General features: G+C 60.3%; 20 protein-coding genes and 1 pseudogene. 15 read left to right on the top strand and 6 right to left on the bottom strand.

Going from position 1 to position 19,385, the window contains the following annotated elements; genetic code table 11:
• The first annotated feature begins 3 nt into the window (after window positions 1–3).
• The 3 genes from cyoE (at window position 4) to KHO07_RS24250 (ending at window position 1,683) form a co-directional block, all read left to right on the top strand.
• Entirely contained in the window at window positions 4–891 is an 888-nt protein-coding gene (gene cyoE, locus KHO07_RS24260) for a heme o synthase (RefSeq protein WP_150703705.1), read from the top strand.
• A 136-nt stretch (window positions 892–1,027) separates the two neighbouring features.
• Complete coding sequence (locus KHO07_RS24255) at window positions 1,028–1,372, top strand: toxin (RefSeq protein ID WP_212627685.1); 345 nt, start codon at window positions 1,028–1,030, stop codon at window positions 1,370–1,372.
• A complete protein-coding gene (locus tag KHO07_RS24250; RefSeq protein WP_075946541.1) occupies window positions 1,369–1,683 on the top strand; it encodes a helix-turn-helix domain-containing protein in 315 nt (104 codons plus the stop codon). Before KHO07_RS24255 ends, KHO07_RS24250 begins: the two co-directional genes overlap by 4 nt.
• A gap of 58 nt (window positions 1,684–1,741) precedes the next feature.
• Here KHO07_RS24250 and KHO07_RS24245 read toward each other — a convergent pair.
• Together KHO07_RS24245 and KHO07_RS24240 are read right to left on the bottom strand one after the other, a co-directional pair.
• Window positions 1,742–1,843 (bottom strand): annotated as a pseudogene (locus KHO07_RS24245) (DUF3077 domain-containing protein); the annotation flags it as partial.
• A gap of 75 nt (window positions 1,844–1,918) precedes the next feature.
• A complete protein-coding gene (locus tag KHO07_RS24240) occupies window positions 1,919–3,337 on the bottom strand; it encodes a PLP-dependent aminotransferase family protein (RefSeq protein ID WP_150731894.1) in 1,419 nt (472 codons plus the stop codon).
• Between the two features lie 151 nt (window positions 3,338–3,488).
• On the opposite strand from KHO07_RS24240, the gene KHO07_RS24235 reads away from it, so the two are divergent.
• The 10 genes from KHO07_RS24235 (at window position 3,489) to KHO07_RS24190 (ending at window position 12,781) form a co-directional block, all read left to right on the top strand.
• Window positions 3,489–4,589, top strand: coding sequence for a hypothetical protein (locus KHO07_RS24235; protein WP_212625755.1), 1,101 nt, complete (start codon window positions 3,489–3,491; stop codon window positions 4,587–4,589).
• A 42-nt stretch (window positions 4,590–4,631) separates the two neighbouring features.
• Window positions 4,632–5,912, top strand: coding sequence for a biotin carboxylase (locus tag KHO07_RS24230; protein ID WP_150731896.1), 1,281 nt, complete (start codon window positions 4,632–4,634; stop codon window positions 5,910–5,912).
• A 61-nt stretch (window positions 5,913–5,973) separates the two neighbouring features.
• Window positions 5,974–6,468, top strand: coding sequence for a RidA family protein (locus KHO07_RS24225; protein ID WP_150731897.1), 495 nt, complete (start codon window positions 5,974–5,976; stop codon window positions 6,466–6,468).
• Between the two features lie 82 nt (window positions 6,469–6,550).
• On the top strand, window positions 6,551–7,036 hold the full coding sequence (locus tag KHO07_RS24220; RefSeq protein WP_212625754.1) for a cupin domain-containing protein: 486 nt from the start codon (window positions 6,551–6,553) through the stop codon (window positions 7,034–7,036).
• A 210-nt stretch (window positions 7,037–7,246) separates the two neighbouring features.
• Window positions 7,247–7,891 carry a glutathione transferase gene (gene yfcF, locus KHO07_RS24215; RefSeq protein WP_212625753.1) on the top strand — a complete coding sequence of 215 codons (645 nt, stop codon included), beginning with the start codon at window positions 7,247–7,249 and terminating at the stop codon, window positions 7,889–7,891.
• Between the two features lie 32 nt (window positions 7,892–7,923).
• Window positions 7,924–9,264: a lysine 2,3-aminomutase gene (locus tag KHO07_RS24210; protein WP_212625752.1), complete on the top strand. Its 1,341-nt coding sequence runs from the start codon at window positions 7,924–7,926 to the stop codon at window positions 9,262–9,264.
• 23 nt (window positions 9,265–9,287) lie between these two features.
• Complete coding sequence (locus tag KHO07_RS24205) at window positions 9,288–10,160, top strand: branched-chain amino acid aminotransferase (RefSeq protein WP_150731901.1); 873 nt, start codon at window positions 9,288–9,290, stop codon at window positions 10,158–10,160.
• Window positions 10,161–10,181: 21 nt separating this feature from the next.
• Entirely contained in the window at window positions 10,182–10,940 is a 759-nt protein-coding gene (locus KHO07_RS24200; protein WP_212625751.1) for a TauD/TfdA family dioxygenase, read from the top strand.
• Between the two features lie 66 nt (window positions 10,941–11,006).
• Complete coding sequence (locus KHO07_RS24195) at window positions 11,007–11,966, top strand: diiron oxygenase (RefSeq protein WP_212625750.1); 960 nt, start codon at window positions 11,007–11,009, stop codon at window positions 11,964–11,966.
• 14 nt (window positions 11,967–11,980) lie between these two features.
• On the top strand, window positions 11,981–12,781 hold the full coding sequence (locus KHO07_RS24190) for an N-acyl homoserine lactonase family protein (protein ID WP_212625749.1): 801 nt from the start codon (window positions 11,981–11,983) through the stop codon (window positions 12,779–12,781).
• 114 nt (window positions 12,782–12,895) lie between these two features.
• Here the strand turns inward: KHO07_RS24190 and KHO07_RS24185 are convergent, their stop codons facing one another.
• The 4 genes from KHO07_RS24185 to KHO07_RS24170 form a co-directional block, all read right to left on the bottom strand.
• Window positions 12,896–14,326, bottom strand: coding sequence for a PLP-dependent aminotransferase family protein (locus KHO07_RS24185; protein WP_212625748.1), 1,431 nt, complete (start codon window positions 14,324–14,326; stop codon window positions 12,896–12,898).
• A gap of 339 nt (window positions 14,327–14,665) precedes the next feature.
• The gene (locus KHO07_RS24180) at window positions 14,666–15,370 is read right to left on the bottom strand and encodes a hypothetical protein (RefSeq protein WP_150731906.1); all 705 of its coding nucleotides are present in this window, start codon (window positions 15,368–15,370) and stop codon (window positions 14,666–14,668) included.
• 240 nt (window positions 15,371–15,610) lie between these two features.
• A complete protein-coding gene (locus tag KHO07_RS24175) occupies window positions 15,611–17,131 on the bottom strand; it encodes a HAMP domain-containing sensor histidine kinase (protein WP_212625747.1) in 1,521 nt (506 codons plus the stop codon).
• The gene (locus KHO07_RS24170; RefSeq protein ID WP_212625746.1) at window positions 17,128–17,847 is read right to left on the bottom strand and encodes a response regulator transcription factor; all 720 of its coding nucleotides are present in this window, start codon (window positions 17,845–17,847) and stop codon (window positions 17,128–17,130) included. The genes KHO07_RS24175 and KHO07_RS24170 overlap by 4 nt, the downstream gene beginning before the upstream one ends.
• A 266-nt stretch (window positions 17,848–18,113) precedes the next feature.
• Between KHO07_RS24170 and msrB the strand changes: the two genes are divergently transcribed.
• A complete protein-coding gene (gene msrB / locus KHO07_RS24165) occupies window positions 18,114–18,632 on the top strand; it encodes a peptide-methionine (R)-S-oxide reductase MsrB (RefSeq protein WP_212625745.1) in 519 nt (172 codons plus the stop codon).
• A 42-nt stretch (window positions 18,633–18,674) separates the two neighbouring features.
• Window positions 18,675–19,382, top strand: a complete 708-nt coding sequence (gene msrA, locus KHO07_RS24160) for a peptide-methionine (S)-S-oxide reductase MsrA (RefSeq protein WP_212625744.1) — start codon at window positions 18,675–18,677, stop codon at window positions 19,380–19,382.
• Window positions 19,383–19,385 lie beyond the last annotated feature (3 nt).

Genomic DNA, 19,385 nt, shown 5'->3' with positions numbered 1-19,385 from the left:
CCGATGTCGCTCAAGCACTTTATCCAAATCACCAAACCGGGGATCATTTTCGGTAACGTGCTTTCTGTGGCAGGCGGGTTCTTCCTGGCCTCGAAAGGGCATGTCGATCTGGCCGTGTTTCTGGCCGCCATGATCGGCACTTCCCTGGTCGTCGCCTCCGGTTGCGTGTTCAACAACTGCATCGACCGCGACATCGACATCAAGATGGAACGCACCAAGAACCGGGTGCTGGTCCAGGGCCTCATCTCCCTGAAACTGGCCCTGATCTATGCGACCGTCCTGGGTGTTCTCGGCGTTGCGTTGTTGTACAAAGTGGCCAACCCGTTGGCCGCTTTGTTCGCCGTGATCGGCTTCGTGATCTACGTCGGCTTCTACAGCCTGTACCTCAAGCGCAAGTCGGTTCACGGCACGCTGGTGGGCAGTCTGTCGGGCGCCATGCCGCCGGTGATCGGTTATGTCGCGGTGAGCAACACCTTCGACATGGCCGCACTGACCCTGCTGGTGATGTTCAGCCTGTGGCAGATGCCGCACTCCTACGCCATCGCGATCTTCCGCTTCAACGATTACCTGGCCGCATCGATTCCGGTGCTGCCAGTGAAGCGCGGGATTCAAGTGGCCAAGAAGCACATCCTGCTCTACATCCTGGCCTTCCTCGTGGCGACCTTGATGCTGACCTTCAGCGGCTACGCCGGCATGAGCTACCTCGCCGTGGCCGCGGCCATGGGCATGTACTGGTTGTACATGGCCTGGACCGGCTACAAGGCAGTGGATGACACGGTCTGGGCACGCAAGCTGTTCGTGTTCTCGATCTTCACCATTACCGCCTTGAGCGTGATGATGTCCCTGGACTTCAAAGTGCCGGCCGAGCTGTTGCTGACGTACGCGCCTTAAGCTTCAAAGCTGCACCGAAAAGCCCCGCCTTCGAGAGAAGAGCGGGGCTTTTTGTTGGGGCTAATCGCTAGGGTGGTTGGTCAGGAAATTGATTTGTAGATTGCGTGACTATAAGCAATTTGCCTATAGTTGGCCGATGCGAACCGTATTCTTCGAAACAACCACCTTCACTGCCGCCGTTGGAAATTACCTGACGGACAATGAGTATCGTGCGCTGCAATCGTACATGCAGATGAACCCGCAAGCGGGGGATGTCATGCCTCGAACCGGTGGCTTTCGAAAGCTTCGATGGGCGGATGGACGCCGAGGTAAAGGCAGACGAGGTGGCTTGCGAGTTATCTATTATTGGCTTATGAATGATGGTCAGTTCTGGATGTTTGCAATTTATGACAAGGATGAGCTTCAGAATTTGACCGCCGACCAAGAAAAGGCGCTCAAGAAAGCGATAGAAACAGAGCTAAAAAAACGAGGTACCCCATGAAAAAACGCGACCTGTTTGCAGAATTGATGCAGGGCGTTGATGAGATGGCGGCTCAACGCGAAGGCAAAATTACGCTGCGCAATACGTCCATCGAGGACATTCCGGCTCCTGAAGTCGGGGCGCAAGAAATCGTTGCGCTACGGGAAAAGCTGCACATGTCTCAAGCGGTTTTTGCCAAACGTATTCGAACCAGCCCCAGCACCTTGAGAAACTGGGAGCAGGAAAAGTCAAAGCCCAACGCTCAGGCTGCCTTGTTGATCAGGCTGGTGGAGAAGTTCCCGGATATGGTGGATCGACTGGCAGTGGTTTGATTGAGTCAGCGAACACCTGAAAAGCCCCGCCTTCGAGAGAAGAGCGGGGCTTTTTCATTTACGGGCGGTTGTTACACGGTGCGTCGAGCACCTTCACCACGTCGTCGATGATGGCTTTGCTCATGTCCTGCAAAAAATGCGAGGCCCAATTCTTGTGCTGGCCGGGATCGGATTGGGTGCCGCAAATCCTGTGGGAGCGAGCAGGCTCGCTCCCACAGGGATAGGGGGTTGTCAGTTATTTGTGTGGTTTGTCCAGCAACCGGAAAAAACGCTCCCGCACCTGCACATGATCACTGTGCGCCACGTTGAAACGCAGGAACCGATTGCCATCCGGCCCTTTGCTGAGCAAGGTGCCCGGCGCCAATACCAGGTCGATTTCCAGACCCTTGATGGCCAGGGTTTCGGCGTTGTATTCATCGGGCAATCGCGTCCAGATGTACAACCCTTCCCCTGGCAGCGAAGACACCGAACACCCGGCTTCGCCCAGCCACGCCGCCACCCGGCTGTTCGACTCATAGAGCCGGTCCACGGTGCGGCGCATGTGTTTGGCATAGCTGCCGTCGCTGAGCATGGTGCAGATGATCTGCTCGGCCATTTCCGAGGTCATGCCGCCGCAGGCCATTTTCAGGGTCACCATGCGTGCCGCCAGTTGCGGCGACAACACCGCGAAGCTGACGCGGCTGTTGGCGGTCAGGGTCTTGGAGAATCCGGAGACGTAAGACACCGTGTCCAGCCCGCTCGCGGCCAGGCGCGGCGTTCGGCGTTGCTGCATGTCGCAGTACAGGTCGTCTTCGAGGATGTGGAAATTGTAGCGATGGCTCAACTCGAGCAGGCGATAAACCTGCGCCGAAGTGAACGAGTGCCCGGTCGGGTTGTGCAGGGCGTTGTTGGTCATGTACAGCACGGGGCGGTGGGCGATCAGCAGTTGCTCGAACGCGTCGAGGTCCATGCCGTCGCAATCGCGGCGAATGGTGATGACCTTCGCCCCGTGCCAGGCCAGATTGGTGTGCATGGTGAAATAACACGGGTCATCGAGCAGCACCGTGTCGCCGGGTTTGACCAGCAGGCGCATCAGCATGTCGATGGCCTGGACGGTGTTGGCGGTGGTGATGATCTGCTCCACCGGCGCCTCGATGCCCAGGGTCGCCATCTTCACCCGCAAGGCCTGGCGCAGTGGCAGGTAACCGCTGGCGTTACCGTATTCGCCCATGCGCAGGGTGGTCGCGCGAAGTGTGCCGCGCACGGCTTTGAGCAATTCTTCGGCGGGCAGCCATGAGGAGGGCAGAAAACCGGCCCCCGGACGCAGTGCGCCGTTGTCCAGCAACACGGCGCGGCGGACCACGCTAAGAGTGTCTTGCGGCAGCAGGTCCGGCCCGGCGTTGGCCGGCAGGGTGCTGCTGGAGCGGTGCACGTAGTGCCCCGAACCCTGACGTGAAACCACCAGGCCTTTGGCCCGCAAGCGGTCGAGGGCGTCGACCACCGTGGATTTGCCCACGTGCATCAAGTCGGAGAGTTCGCGAATCGGCGGCAGCCTGGAGCCGTGGGGCAGGCCGCCCTGGCTGATCGCTACGGTCAATTGATCGACGATCTGCTGCACCAGCGGTACACCCGGCTGGAACTCGATAGCGGCGATCACTGCGCGCTGAGCCTGCATTTTACTGGTCTCTCCGGCAGTAAAGTTCGTTTGATTCTATACGAACTTGCTCTGATCAAGACAAGCATCTCTTTTTACTATGACTTTGGAGAGTTTTCGGATTGTCGACCTGTTGCCGGTCGTTCAGTCGCCAAGGTTCAAGAGGTGCTGCATGAGTGTAGAAACAACCGCCGTCGTGGCGAAACCGGTGATCAACCTGCGGTTGTTCACCATTCGAATCATCACGGCCGTGGCGCTGTTCGCGGTGTTGGGCAAGGCCAACGTCTGGCTCGACACAGCCACCAACAGCATTCTGGCGCTCGGTTATCGGGCCTTGTTACTGCTTTTGCCATTGACGTTGCTGGTGCTCGGTCGCCGCTCCCTGAGCGTGACATTGCTGTGCGCGGCCGCCGGCCTGGTGCTGCTGGCCATCACCCATAACCAGGGCGTTGTCATGTTTGCCGCGGCGTTGTTTGCCTACGGCATTGCGATTGCCGGTTACCTGATCAAGAGCGAAGCGGCGCAGACCAAGGAAGGTGCGGCGTATAACCGCGTGGCCATGAACATGGGCAGTCTGCTGGCCGGCCTGATCCTGCTGTCGCCGCTACTGACGCCCACGATGTTTTTCCTCGGCGCCGCCAGTTTCGTCCTGTTGTGCCTGCCCATCGCCATGGGCGCGACGTTCACCACCGAAGCCGCGGTGGCGCGTCCGTCCAGCAAGGACGCCAGCGGTTGGGCCAACAAACTGCCGTGGGTCATCGCCGGCATCATCATGGGCATCAAGCTGTTCGGTGTGTTCTCGATCCTGCCGCAAGCGATCCTGCTCAAGACCGGCGAACTCCCCGCCTGGTACGGCCTGATGCTGATCCTCAACAGCGCCGTGGTGGTGTTCGCGCAAGTGCCGGTCATGAAGCTGATCGAGAGCACCGGGCGCTTCAAGGTGCTGACCGTGATCGCGATCATCGTCGGCGGTTTTGCAGTGCTGTCTTCGCCCGCGGCATTCCACGTCGAAACCCTGGCCGGCGCACTGGTCTGGGTGGCGCTGCTGTCGATCGCCGAATGCGCGTTCAGTCACCTCGATTACTTCTCGGTCAAGCAGAACAACATGTTCGTCAAGGAAGTGTCCCTGGGCGTCGGCGCGGGTTTGACCGTGTTGATCATGCGGGTCATGCCGCCGCCCTACAACGCACTGTTGCTGGCCGCCATCGGCGCTGCCGGGATCCTGATCTGGTACGGGCTCAACCGTAAATCAATTGCGTCGCTGCATGACTGAGTCATCGCCGTTTCGGTTTTCACTTTGCAAGTCGGGAGCTTTATGAATACGACTTCGTGCGTAGTAGTGGTGGGGTACAACGGCAGTCGGGTCCACGATATCCCGAAGCTGCGCGATTTGTGCAAGTCGCTGTACAACGCCAGGCTGATCCTGCTGGTCGAGCAGATCCAGCCCCAGGACGATCAGGTGGCTGATCACGTTTGCACGACATCGCTGGCCGAGAAAGACGTGCCGGCCTCGCTCGAACTGGTGGTCGGTTGCCTGAATGCCGATCGCTGGAAGCTGATCGGCGTGCTGCCGTTTTCTGATCGCGGTGTACTGCTCGGGGCGGCGCTGGCCAGCCATTTCGGCCTGCCCGGCATTACCCCGGCCGAGGCGCGGGCGGGCTTGGACAAACAGATTTTCCGCCAGCTCGAAGCATCCGCCACGGCGGCCCCCGAGGATTACCGGCCGATCGTCTCGACACGCATCGAGAGCCTGCCAGAACTGCGTCAGCGCGTGATCGAACTGGGCGGCAAGGCGTTCATCAAGCCGGCCTGCGAAGGTGCCAGCCGGGGCTGCCGGGTGATCCGTCACCCGTCCGAGTGCGACGAAGCGTGGCTGGCCCTGAAGCCCTATCGCGAGGGCGGCATTGTGCTCGAAGAGCTGATCCAGAACGCTCGGGAATACAGCTGGGACTATGTTGCCGGTAGCACCTGGATCACCGAAAAAACCACCACCGACGGCGCCTACCGCGCCGAGATCCAGCAAGTGGTGCCTGCGCCGTTGCCGGCAGATGCCCAGGCCCGGCTAATGGCTGCAGGCCGTCACATGGCGGGTTTGGTTTCGCAGGACAACGGGGCCTGGCACAACGAAGTTTTCCACAGGGCCAATCACCGTACCTCGGCCGTGGAAACCAACATGCGTCCCGGTGGCATGCACATCTGGGACCTGGCCCGTAAGGCGTTCATCGACTTCGACCCGTGGGAGCGCTGGGTTCGCTGGGCGGTGGAAGGTCACGTCGCCAGCGATGATCCCGTGCCGCGCGGCTACTGCGGCATACGCCTGTTGCGGGCGAACACCGGCGGCATCCTGCGCAATGTTCCGGACATTCAGGCGCTGGCTCGCTCGCTGAATATCGAACTGGTGGAAGCGGTGCTGAGCAAGCGCATTGGTGATTCGGTCAGCGCTTTGGTGAAGGACAACTTCTCGTTCATCGGCCACATCGTCTTGTTCAACGAGCAGTACGAGCGCCTCAGCCTTGACCTGTCGCGTCTGGCTGAAGCCATTGAATCAAGGGTCGGGATCACCAGCCTGGCAACACCGGCCAGGGCGGTGGGCTGAGTGGCGGATCAAGCAGTAGCGATCGATGTTTTTTGCAGTATTGATCAAGAGGGTTCGGTAAATGATTGAGCACATGACCTGTGATGAGCGCTTCATCGCTCTGGCGCGGGAATTCGACTATGACATCTACGGCGAGAACACCGCCGGCGGTCATTACGCGCCGTTGATCCGCCATCACGACGAGTTATACATCAGCGGTCTGGTGCCGCGCATGAACGGCAAAATCCACTACCCGGGTCGGGTCGGGCGTGATCTCAACATGGGGGATGCGCAAGCCGCTGCCAGCATCAGTGCGATGCGCGGCCTGGCGTTGATCGTCGATGCCATTGGTTCCCTGGACAAGATCAAGTCGCTGATTCGGGTAACGGTGTATGTGCGGTGCACGGAAGATTTTGTCGACCTCAGCGAAGTCGCCAACGGTGCGTCAGATGTGTTCAGTCATGTATTGGGCGATGCCGGAAAACATACACGCACTACTGTCGGTGTTTATCAATTGCCGAAAAATGCGGCCATTGAAGTTGATATGATCGTGGCATTACGACCGTCGGCTTTATAAGTGAAGTTGTTCGGCTTTACACGGTTGCAGAGTTGGCCTAAGGTCGGGTGACTCAATTCGGCAGAATAAGTTGGAAACGGAAATGAATAACGTGCAGGGTGCGTTTTTTTCATATAAAGACTTTCGTCAGAGTCTGAATCGCCATCCGATAAAACCCCGTGTGTGGAAAGACGCCGAACTTACCGACATGCGCCAGACCCTTGAGGCCAGCGACATCGATATTGTTGCGCTGGCCCACGAAAGCCATCTCGATGGTTGCCAATTAACACCTGGCATGGCGGTGTCCATGCAGTGGCTGGTGCCGGGCTCCACGCTCGAGGGCCATGCCCACGCCTGGTGGCATCTGTTCGTCATCCAGTCCGGCAGCGGCGCGTTGTCACTGGGGGAGGCCGATGAAGTCAGCGTCGGCCCCGGCGATGTATTGCTGGTGCCGGCCTGGACCCGCCACGGCTTCGTCAACACCAGCGGCACCGAGCCGCTGACCATGCTCAACATCAGCAACATGCCGCAGATGGCGTTGCTGGCCAATCACGTCGACAACGTTGGCCTGATTCCACGCCCGCTGTAATTTCCCGTCTGCTGCACGCCAGGGAGTCCGCTTTTGCGGACTCCCTTTTTCGTTTTTGTGCACCTGCAAAAATGCCGGTTCATGAGTGACACCTGCCGGATTTCTGTATCGATAGAAACAGGTAATTTCTGTATCTGTTCAGCAGATGAACAAGTTAATACGATCGCTTCGACTGCAACGGATTAATGTGCTTAGTGCAAGGGAGCGTTCATGGAAAGTGCAAAGTTAAAACTGTATCTCGGTGCTGACTATGTCAGTGCCTTTGCGATGTCGGTTTATGTGGCATTAAAGGAAAAACAACTTTCCTTTGAACTTGTGACGGTGGATTTGAAAGCGCGTGAAAACTATCTGCACAGTTATCGCGATCTTTCGTTGACCTGCAAAATCCCGGTACTGGTTCACGAAGGTTTTGCGCTCTCGGAATCTTCGGCCATCGCCGAATATTTGGAAGAACTCGCCCCCGGTGCAAAAAGCATTTACCCAAAAGACATCCAGCAGCGTGCCCGTGCCCGTCAGCTGCAGGCCTGGCTGCGCAGTGATCTGCTGGTGGTGCGCAAGGAGCGTCCGTTTGATCTGGTGTATTTCGGCAAGAAGGACACGCCGCTGTCCGACGAGGCCCGGGCCGCTGCCGAGCGCCTGGTGTTCGTGGCCGACCGTTTGCTGGGGGAGGGCGCCGAGCATCTGTTCGGGGACTGGAGCATTGCCGACACCGACCTGGCGATCATGCTCAACCGCCTGGTGGCCAATGGTGACCCGGTGCCTGCGCGATTGGCGGCGTATGTCCGTCGTCAGTGGGATCGCGACAGCGTCCGGGCCTGGATGGACATAGAGCGCAAAGCGCCGGCCATCGTGTAGCAACCGTCAGGGCAAACACCAGGAGCGCTGCCATGCAAGGAATGTCGGAGCAGGAAAGATACAAACCCTATAACGCTCGCACCATCCGCGACACACCCTATTGGGACAAGTTGACCCCGGCATTGCAGGAAGCCATGACCGTCGTGGCCCGGGTCATGCCGTTTCGCACCAACGAATATGTACTGGGCACGCTGATCGACTGGAACAACATTCCCGACGATCCGATTTTCCGCATGACGTTTCCCCACAAGGACATGTTGCTGGCGGAGGAATACGCCTCGCTCAAGCACCTGATCGAGCTGGACGATTCAGCCGCGATCAAGCGGCGTATCGAAGCCATCTGGTTACGCATGAACCCGCACCCGGCCGGGCAACTGACGCACAACAGCGCGACGCTCGACGGCAAAGTCCTCGCCGGCATTCAGCACAAGTACCGCGAGACGGTGCTGTTTTTCCCCGGGGCCGGCCAGACCTGTCACGCGTACTGCACCTTCTGTTTTCGCTGGGCGCAGTTCATCGGCGAGGAAGAGCTCAAGTTCAATGCCCGTGAATCCCAGGAGCTGGTGAACTACCTGCGGGTGCACAGCGAAGTCACCGATGTACTGATCACCGGGGGCGACCCGATGATCATGAATACCCGTTCGCTGGCGGGGTACATCGAGCCTCTGCTGGATTTGCCGCACCTGAAGAGCATCCGCATCGGCACCAAATCCGTAGCGTACTGGCCGCAGCGCTTCGTCAGCGACAAGGACACCCCCGAACTGCTGGCACTGTTCCGGCGCATCGTGGCGGCGGGGAAAAACCTGTCGATCATGGGGCACTACAACCACCCGGTGGAGCTCCGCCAGGACATCGCGCGCCAAGCCGTCGAACGCATTCGCGCCACCGGTGCAACGCTGCGCATGCAGGCGCCGGTGATCCGCCACATCAACGAAAACCCGGCCGATTGGGCGGACCTCTGGACCGAAGGTGTGCGGCTCGGGGCGGTGCCGTATTACATGTTCGTCGAGCGCGACACCGGCCCCAGCCATTACTTCGCGATGCCGCTGGCCCGGGCGTTCGAAATCTTCCAGGCGGCCTACCGCACGGTGTCCGGCCTGGCGCGCACGGTGCGCGGGCCATCCATGAGCACCTTCTACGGCAAGGTGTTGATCAACGGCATCGAGACGGTCGCCGGAGAAAAAGTCTTCGTGCTGCAGTTCTTGCAGGCGCGCGATCCGCAGTGGGTGTTGCGCACGTTTTATGCGCGCTTCGATCCCCACGTGACCTGGTTCGATGACCTGCGCCCGGCGTTTGGCGAACGGGCGTTTTTCTTTCAGAGCGAACCCCAGGCAACCCCCGAATTGATACCGGTCCTGCTGCAAACGGCGTAGGACGATTTACAGGAGATTGGGACATGAGCGGTATCCCGTTTGATCAGCGCGAAGGATTGATCTGGCTCGACGGCGCGTTCGTCGAGTGGTCCCAGGCGCGCCTGCATGTACTGACCCACGGCCTGCATTACGCGAGCACGGTGTATGAAGGGGAGCGCGTGTACAACGGCAAGATCTTCAAACTGCGCGAGCACACCGAGCGGCTGTATCGCTCGGCGCAACTGATGGATTTCGCCCTCCCGTTTGAACCCGCCGAACTGGAAGCGGCCAGCCACGAACTGCTGCGGCGCAACGGCGTGGTCGAGGGCTATTTGCGACCGGTAGCGTGGCGCGGCAGCGAGATGATTTCCACCTCGGCGCGTTTCAACCGCGTGCATGTGGCTATCGCTTGCTGGCAATGGCCGAGCTATTTCGACCCGGCGGCACGCATGGCCGGCATTCGCCTGAAAACCGCGACGTGGCGCCGCCCGCCACCCAGCAGCAGCCCCTTCGAAGCCAAGGCTTCCGGGCACTACCAGATTGCCACGCTGAGCAAGCACGACGCCGAGAACACCGGTTACCACGATGCGCTGATGCTCGACTGGCGCGGTCACGTCGCCGAAGCCACCAGTGCCAATGTGTTCTTCGTCAAAGGCCGGACGTTGCACACGCCGCTGGCGGATTGTTTCCTCAACGGCATCACCCGCCAGACCGTGATCGAACTGGCAAAGGCGCTGGATTATCAAGTGATCGAACGCACGATTTTGCCGACGGAACTGGGCGATTTCGATGAGTGTTTTCTCACCGGAACCGCCGCCGAAATCACTCCGGTGCAAAGCATCGATGAGCAGCTCTACCGACCGGGTAATGCCTGCCGCGATTTGATCGCCGCTTACACCTCAACCGTCAATGCCTGATAAACAGCCAGGAACTTCGCCATGCCAAACCAAGGGATTGTTGCGTCTACACCTTATGTTTCACTGGGCCATCGTCATGAACAATTGTCGGCGCAGGGCTGGACGGTGCTTACCCCCGGGGAATTTTCCCACGATGTTGTAGGAACCCTGCAAGCGTTCGGTCCGGTCATTCCGCAGTTCAACGGCCAGGTCGCCTTCGCCATCACCCGCAAGCCAGGGTATGAGGACTTGCCTTACTCCCAGAGCATGAACGGCATCGGCCCGCACACCGAAGCGCCGGTGTATGGTCCGCCACCCCGTTATCTGGCGTTGCATTGCCATAAACAGGCCGCGTGTGGTGGTGGGCACACGGGGCTGGTGGACGGTTATGAGTTTTTGAAGTCGCTGGAGCGATCCGAACCGGAACTGCGCGAATGGCTCGACGACACGCCCGTGGAGTTCGTCGCCACCGCCAAGCCAGGCGAGCCGGCGCAGACCCGGGTCAAGGAATACATCCTGACGCCGACCGAAGAAGGCGACATTTTTCGCTTCAGCTACAACCAGTTTCACTACGGCGACGTGAACCCTTCGAAGGACGCGTTGCAGCACTCGCAAGTGACCAACAGCACCTCGCCACTGGCCCGGTTTGCGGCGCTGGGTGAAGCCTACTTTATCGAGCACAACACACCGGTGCTGATTCCCGACGGGTGCCTGCTGATTTGGGATAACTGGCGGATGATTCACGCCCGCAGCCGATACACTGACCCGGCGCGCAACCTGACCCGCTACTGGCTGGCCTGATTTTTCCGTCGCCCTTCATTCTTCAGGCGTACCCCTCGCGGGTACGCGTCTTACAGGTATTGCGTCATGCAAACAGCAATCGAGATTGCCGAGGTCGATCATCAACTGATCGTGCGGCTCAACCAGGCCTGGACCAAACGCGCCACGGTGTGTTCGCCGGACAAGGGCCAGATCAACGAAGTGTTCGACCCCGCGCGTCCGGATTACCCGGAGTGCATGGTGCCGTTTTTCCATCACCCGGCATTCCAGGCCTTGAGCGAAGAACTCAAAAGCAGCGTGGTGACCTGGGGCTGGATCGGCTACAACCTGCGCACCGTGACCGCCGAGGAACACGTGGTGAACCCGGCGCTGAGCGTCATCGCCAACCAGTATCTGGGCAAGGACGACTGGCATTTTCGCGAGGCCATGCAACAAACGCTGATCGACGAGCATTACCACACGTTGATGCACCTGCGGGCCATCGAGCGGACCAGGCTTGATCGCGCGCTGGATCACGATCTGGACTTGCCGCCATCCGTCACTTACTTGCGCCTCAAGGCCCTGCGTGAAGCGTTACCCGAGCAATGGCAACGGGATCTGGCGGCAATTACCTTCGCGGTGGTGGCCGAGATCAGCGTCAATGCTTATCTCGATTTACTGGCGGATGATCAGACCATCCAGCCGCAAAACCGCCGCGTGGCTGAACTGCACAACCGTGACGAGTATGCCCACAGCAAAGTGCTGGCCGAGGTGGCCAAGGTGATGTACGCCAACATGCAGCCGGTTCAGCGGGAATTTTTCGCACGCAACCTGTCGGTGGCGCTGAGTGCTTTTATCGCCCAGGACTACTCGATGTGGGAGGCGATTCTGACGCAGCTCGGGGTCGAGGATGCGACGTTGATCATTGCCGACACCCGCGAGAGCAACAAGAACGCGACGATCATGCGCGACTACAGTGGCCTGCATAAACTGGCGAAAGACCTGGGCATCAGCGAGCTGATCGACTTCGATTTTCGTCCGACCCTCAAAGCCACTGTGGCGGCCTGAATCCGGAGGTAAACATGTCCGTTCCTGTGTACGAAGTGTTCGCCATCCGCGTCGGCGCCAATGCCCAACGCACCGCCCGGGAGAATTTTCTCTACGACGCCTGCTGTGGTGATCCGAATGCGCCGATGCCGCTGGATTACTATTTCTGGGTCATTCGCAACGCGCAGCAGGTGATCGTGGTCGACACCTGTTTTCAACCGGCCACGGCGGATCGGCGCAATCGCCAGATGTATCGCCTGCCGGAAGAATCCCTGCGGCAACTGGACATCGATCCGGCGCAGGTCGAGCACCTGATCCTCACGCATTTGCACTGGGATCATGCCGGCAATCTGGGGCTGTTTCCCAAGGCCACGGTGCATCTGCAGGAGGCGGAACTGCGCTTCTGCACCGGGCCGAAAATGGCCCATCACACGGTCAACAAAACCTACGAAGTCGAGGACGTGATGTCGGCGCTGCCGCCACTGTTCGAAGGTCGGATGCGGTTGCACAACGGCACGGTGCAAGTGATGCCTGGCGTCACCCTGCATGCGGTGGGCGGTCACACGCCGGGCAGTCAGGTGGTGCGGGTCAACACCGCGCGCGGCTGGATTGTTCTGGCGTCGGACGCCGCGCATTTGTGGGTCAACATTCGCGAACGCAGCCCGTTTCCGATCATCGATGACCTGGCGCAAAGCCTTGAGGCGTTCAGCGAAATCGATCGCCTGGCCGATAGCGAAGACCACGTCATCCCCGGCCACGACCCACTGATCGCCGAGCGTTTCCCGCACTGGAACGACGACCCGCACATCATCAGCCTGCACCAGCCCCCAATCTGAAGATCACCGCAAAACCGCCAGGCGCTGCCTTGCCAGCGATGGCGGTGTGTCAGGCACCTCGAGGCTGGATGTGCTGACGCTTTCGCGGGCAAGCCAGCTCCTACAAGGGTTGAGTCAGCCCTGATTTTTTAGCAGGCGTCCCAACGTCTGCAATGCTTCATCGATCCTCGGCGAATACGGTGTTCCGCAGCCAATGCGCACAAAGTTCTTGAAGCGCTTGGCGTTGGAAAAGATATCCCCAGGTGAAATCTGGATGCCGACGTTCAACGCTTCCTGAAACAGCGCCATGGATGAATGCTGCACGGGCAATTCCACCCACAGCAACGTGCCGCCCCGCGGGTTGGTCACTCGGGTGCCTTCGGGAAAGTAACGCAGGATTGCCGTGCTCATGTGCTGGCGCTGTTGGGTCAGGGTTTTCCTCAAGCGCCGCAGGTAGCGTTCGTACGATGGCGTGCCCATGAAGGCACTGACCGCCAGTTGCGACAGCTTCTCGCAGCCTCGGGTCTGGGTGTGCTTGAGCATTTCCACGCGGTCGTGCCACTTCCCGGCGCTGATCCAGCCCAGACGCAGGCCCGGGGCCAGGGTTTTGTTCAGCGAAGCGCAATAGATCACGTTGTCGGTGCGGTCCCAGTGCTTGAGCGTGGACAGCGGTTGCTCGGTGTCCACCAGGTCACCGTAGGTATCGTCCTCGATCAGCACCGTGTCGTGCTCGGCACAGAGCTTTACCAGCCGCGCCTTGTGGGTGTCGGGCATGATGCTGCCCAGCGGGTTGTGCAGGTTGGGCATGACGATCAGCGCCTTGATCCGCTCCGGCCCTTGCAGCAGGTGTTCCAGGGCCGTCAGGTGAATCCCCGCGTGGGCCGAGGCCGGGACTTCCAGCACCCGCAGGTTCAGGCTTTCGAGAATTTGCAGCAGGCCGTAGAAGGTCGGCGACTCCACGGCCACGGTATCGCCGGGTTGGGTCACGGCACGCAGGGCCAGGTTGATCGCTTCGGTGGCGCCGTGGGTGATCACAATGCGATCGGCCGTCAGGTGGGTCTTGGCGGTCAGCATCCGGCGGGCAAGGACATTGCGTAGCGCACTGTTGCCGCAGGTCGAGCCTGTGGTGTCGAACAGGTGCTGATCCTGGCGCAAGGCTTTGATCATGTTGTCCTGCAAGACCTTCAACGGGTAGAGCTGAGGGGCGCAGTAGGCGCTGGCCAGGTTGACCTTGATCGTCGCTTGCTGACTGGCTTTGAGCACCGCTGACACGTGCTCGTGTATGCCGACATAGACGCCCGTATCCAGCGGCGCGGGCAGGGAAAGCGTAACGGGGCTGGGCGGCGTGTCAGGCTGACGAATGTAATTGCCCGAGCGCGGTCGGGCTTCCAGCACGCCATAGTCTTCAAGCTCGCGGCATACCTGCACGGCGGTGGACAGGCTGACGGCGTGTTTTTCCATCATCAGCCGTATCGAGGGCAGGCGTTCGCCGGTTTTCAGGGTGCCGCTGCGGATCGCGTCCAGGTAATGATTGGCCAACTGACGGTAGAGCGGGAGCGTGTTCATGATGACCTCGGCAGTCGCACCACTGAGGTCCCTGGCTGGAAAGTGAATTGACGCTCCACGACCGTTTCAGGACCGGCGGACCCGTGGTGCTGATGGGTGAAGGGAAGAGGTGTTCTGCTGTCGATACTGGAAGACTAATCATGGTTTTGCTCGAATCGCGGGCAATAAAAAGCCCCGCACGGTGGCGGGGCTGTATGTGAGGCGCTGAGACACCTGTGGCGAGGGCGCTTGCTCGCGCTTGAGTGCGGGGCACTCACAAAAATCGGCGGGTTATGTCAGATTTTTTGGGGCCGCTTCGCAGCCCAGCGCGAGCAAGCTCGCTCGCCACAACGGGATCTGTTACTGCGCGGCGATGCTGTAGCCGTCGAACGCCGTCTGCTGTTGTAGCGCGGTGATGATGTTCTTGCGGTTGACCGCTTGTTCGGCCCCGGCATTGTCCAGGAACGTCTCGCTTTCCAGCTCCGCTTCGTCGCCTTCGCCAACGAAGGTGAAACCAAGGAACTCCAGGGCTTCACGGTCGACGCTCAGGCGCGAGCGCGGAGTGCGCAGGGGCAGGGTGACGCTGATGCCGTCCTTGCTGATGGTGAACACTTCGACTTCTTTCTTGGCCTTGGCGGCTTTGCTCTTGCCGCCGCTCGGGTTGCTGATGGCCTGGTGGGTCTGGTTCAGCACTTTCAGGGCCAGGCCATAGACGATCTCCTGGAACGCCGGGTCGTCCTTGAAACTGGACAGGATGCGGCCGATCGAGAACTTGCTGCTCAGGTCTTCGAGGGCGGCGATGTCGGCGGCCTCGGCGTCCTTGAGCTGCTTGAGCTGGCCCATCAGTTCGTAGGCCTTGTCATCGTCGAAGCTGTCGTGGGCCTGACGGATAGCGGCACGCAATTCGCGGATCTGGTCGCTTTCGCGGGTCGACTGGAAAGCGTCCAGGACCATCTCGCTGATGGTTTTCGCCTGGGGCACGTGTTGTGAAAGATTGATGGAGTTTTCGTATTCCGCTTTGGACGACAAGGTAACTACGGATTCAGCGGTATTGGAATCGGACATTGAAATTTCACTACTTTTTTCAGCTTGAATTGGGGCGAGAAAGCTCGGGGGGCTTTTTCAGGTCGCCTAATCTATTGGACCGGGGCGGCATTGTCACGACCCAACGGGCCAACGGACAAAATCACGCGCATCGCTGCCGGCTCCCACAGTGATTCAGGTTGTCCGCAACTCTTGCGTACACCCGCTAACCCCGTGGGAGCTGGCTTGCCAGCGATGGCGGCCTGCCAGGCACCACAGTTCTCAAGCCTGCCGCGGTGTATTGAGGTTCATCGACCGCACCGCCAACGCCGTTGCCGTTTCCTCATCGATCGGCAATGAAAACCGAAACGTCGCCCCGCGCCCCGGCAGGTCGATCAACTGAATCTCGCGCCCATGCAATTGCAGGATGCGATGCACGATCCGCAGCCCCAACCCGCCATCGCGCCGTGCGCCGCCGATATTGAACGGCCGCAGGAACAACCCCTCACGCAGTTCCGGCGCGATGCCCGGCCCACTGTCGCTCACTGTCACTTCGATATACGCACCTTGGGGGCGCAGGCTCAACTCAACCTCGCCACCCGCCGGGGTATGGCGCAACGCGTTATCGAACAGATTGGTCAGCACCCGCTCGATCAGCCCCAGGTCGGCGCAGGCCGCTGAAACGTTCGGCGCGAACGTGGCCTTCAATTCGATCTGACGCGCTTCGGCAGTGAGCTCGAACTTCTGGAAGATGTCCTGGGCCAGGTCGGTCAGGGAAAACCGCTCCAGCACCGGTTGCACAAAACCGTGTTCCAGCCGCACCAGTTCCAGCAACGACTGCGCCAGCCCACCCACTTTGCGGCTCTGATCCAGGGCGATGCCCAAATAGCGACGGCGGTCGGCGGGGGACAGCGTGGCGTCCTTGAGCGACAGGGTTTCCAGATAACCGTGCAGCGAGGCCAGCGGCGTGCGCAGGTCGTGGGAGATGTTCGCCACCAGTTCCCGGCGTTCCTGATCCTGGCGGGTCAAAGAACGCCACTGCTCACCCAGGCGCGTCTGCATCTGCCGGAACGTGGCGTCGAGGATCGCGATTTCATCGTGGCTGGCGGTTTTTTCCACTGTGACGGGCAGGGCGGGGGTGACCGGGACGCCATCAATGTCGAACTGGCTGACGGTGTCAGTCAAACGACGCAACGGCCGGGTGATCAAGGCAAACGCGGTGAGACCGGCAATCAGGCACAACATCGCCACCAGTCCAATCGACAGCAGGGCGGTATTGAGTGCGGCGCTGGTGGCACCGCGTTCGGCCAGTCGATCGTGGTCTTCACCGAGCAGCACTACGTAGAGATAACCGGCCGGTTTGCCATTGACCTTCAGCGGCGCGGCGCTGAACACCTTGCGCGCATCGACGCTGCGCGGGTCGTCGCCGAGAATCGGCAGGGCATCGCCGCGCAGCAGGCGCTGGACCGGTGCCAGGTCGAGCCGCTCACGGCGGATCCGCCCCTCGGGCGCGGCGCTGCCGACAATCTTGCCCTCGGTGTCCAGCAGGTACACCTCGACGCTCGGGTTGACCTGCATCAGCTTGCTGAACAGGTCGCGCACGGCATTGGGCATCAGGCCCTGGGTGTCCATCAGCACGGTGTCATTGGCGATGTGTTGCGCCAGATCCCGGGACAAGCCTTGCACCACTTCCTGTTCATGCAACTGGTTGGAGCGCACCTGCATCCACGCCGACGTGCCGCAGCACACCAGCAGCAGCACGGCGAACACCAGTGACAGGCGCTGTGTGAGGGTCAGCCTCATGGCTGGTGTTCCTCCCCGGTGGCGAATTTGTAGCCTCGGCCCCACACCGTGAGGATACGCACCGGTTGCGCCGGGTCGGCTTCGATCTTGGCGCGCAGGCGGTTGATGTGGGTGTTGACCGTGTGCTCGTAGCCTTCGTGGCTGTAGCCCCACACGGCATTGAGCAGGTCCATGCGCGAAAACACCTTGCCGGGCTGACGGGCGAAGAAATACAGCAAGTCGAACTCCCGGGGCGTGAGGTCCAGGCGCCGGCCGTCGAGGGCCACTTCACGGGTGATCGGGTCGATGGCCAGGCCGTCGATATTCAGGCTGCCGGCGTCCATCTTCAGGTTGCGCGCCATGGCATCGACCCGGCGCAACAGGGCTTTGACCCGCGCCACCAGTTCCAGCATGGAAAACGGCTTGGCCAGGTAATCATCGGCACCCAGTTCGAGGCCGAGAATGCGGTGCACTTCGCTGGAGCGTGCGCTGGTGATGATGATCGGCGTGTAGCGGGCCATGGCCCGGGCTCGGCGGCAGATCTCCAGGCCATCGACGCCCGGCAGCATCAGATCGAGGACCAGCGCATCCCAGTTGCCTTGTTGCAGCAGGCGCATGCCTTCAGTGCCATCGGCGCTGTGCACCACCTCGAACTGCTCATCCCGCAGGTGCAGGCAGATCAGGTCGGCGATGTGCTGATCGTCCTCGACCACGAGGACGCGTTTGGTCTGTTCCATCCAGCTCAATCCTTCGGCGCAATGTGCGCATTGTGCGAAAACCACGCTGTAGCAGCCGGCTTGCTGGCGATGGAGTATCAGTCGACACCTCGGTACCTGACACAGCATCGCCAGCAAGCCGGCTCCTACATTGAATTGCCCAGGCATTGTGCGGGTTTTTCAGCGCCCGAGTTATCACGAATTGTTTAACTTCCCGTGAGGATTTGGCGATCACCCAAAGCCTAGGCTGTGTTCCATGAAACACCCCTGGTTTTTGGGAGACGAGCATGTTTTCACGACGGCATTTTCTTGTAGCGAGCGGCGGGCTCGGGGTGGCAGCCCTGGCGATTGGCCTGTTGCCAAAGTTGTCCACAGGCGCGGCATTGATCAGCGAAGCCAGCGCAGCCGAGGCGTTCGAAGTCACCCACAGCGACAGCGAATGGCACGCGATCCTCAGTGACGAGCAATACGAAATCCTGCGTGAAGAAGGCACCGAACGCGCCTACAGCAGCCCGCTGAACAACGAACACCGTGACGGTACGTTCGTCTGCGCCGGTTGCGATCTGCCGCTGTTTTCCTCGGCCACCAAGTTCGACAGCCACACCGGTTGGCCGAGCTTCTGGGCACCGCTGGACAAGGCTGTGGCCACCCGACAGGACCGTGCCTTCGGCATGATCCGCGAAGAGGTGCACTGCCGACGTTGCGGCGGGCACTTGGGCCATGTCTTCGATGACGGCCCGAAACCGACCGGCCTGCGCTACTGCATGAATGGTCTGGCGATGAAGTTCGAACCCCGCGCCGTCTGATTTTTGCCTGCCTGCCCCTTGGATAACCCTGGAGTTCCTCACATGAAAAACCTGCTCACCTGGCGCCGCACGCTGTTGGCACTGGCCACCGTCGGCGTTATCGGCCAATGTTCGGCGTTTTCCTTGGGGGGCGCTGAAGACGCGGTGGTCATTGCGCCGCCGGCCCTCGACGAAATCTCCCACGCTCAAAGCGAAACGGCGGTGTTTGCCGGGGGGTGTTTCTGGGGCGTTCAAGGCGTGTTTCAGCACGTCAAAGGCGTGAAAAATGCGGTGTCCGGTTACGCCGGTGGCGCCGCCAATACCGCGCAATACGAGCGTGTCAGCAACGGCAATACCGGGCATGCGGAGGCTGTCGAAGTGACGTTCGATCCGAGCCAGGTCAGTTACGGCACCTTGCTGCAAATCTACTTCTCGGTGGCGCACAACCCGACCGAACTCAACCGCCAGGGGCCGGACACCGGCACGCAATACCGTTCCGCCCTGTTCACCAAAAGCGCCGAGCAGGAAAAAGTCGCCCAGGCCTACATTGCCCAGCTCGACGCCGCTCAGTCGTTCAGCAAACCGATCGTGACCAAGCTGGAAAGCTACAACGGTTTTTACCCGGCGGAGGAAGAGCATCAGGACTTTCTGACCGAGCACCCGACCTATCCGTACATCGTGATCAACGACCTGCCGAAGGTGAAGCAGCTCAAGCAGCTGTTTCCGGATCGCTATCAGGAACAACCGGTGCTGGTGAAGGACGGGATCTGAGGC

It is taken from the genome of Pseudomonas sp. PP3 (genome assembly GCF_905336995.1).
Taxonomy (GTDB): domain Bacteria; phylum Pseudomonadota; class Gammaproteobacteria; order Pseudomonadales; family Pseudomonadaceae; genus Aquipseudomonas; species Aquipseudomonas reinekei.
The sequence above is the reverse complement of the archived record's forward strand: the minus strand, read 5'-3'. Positions and strand labels throughout refer to the sequence as shown.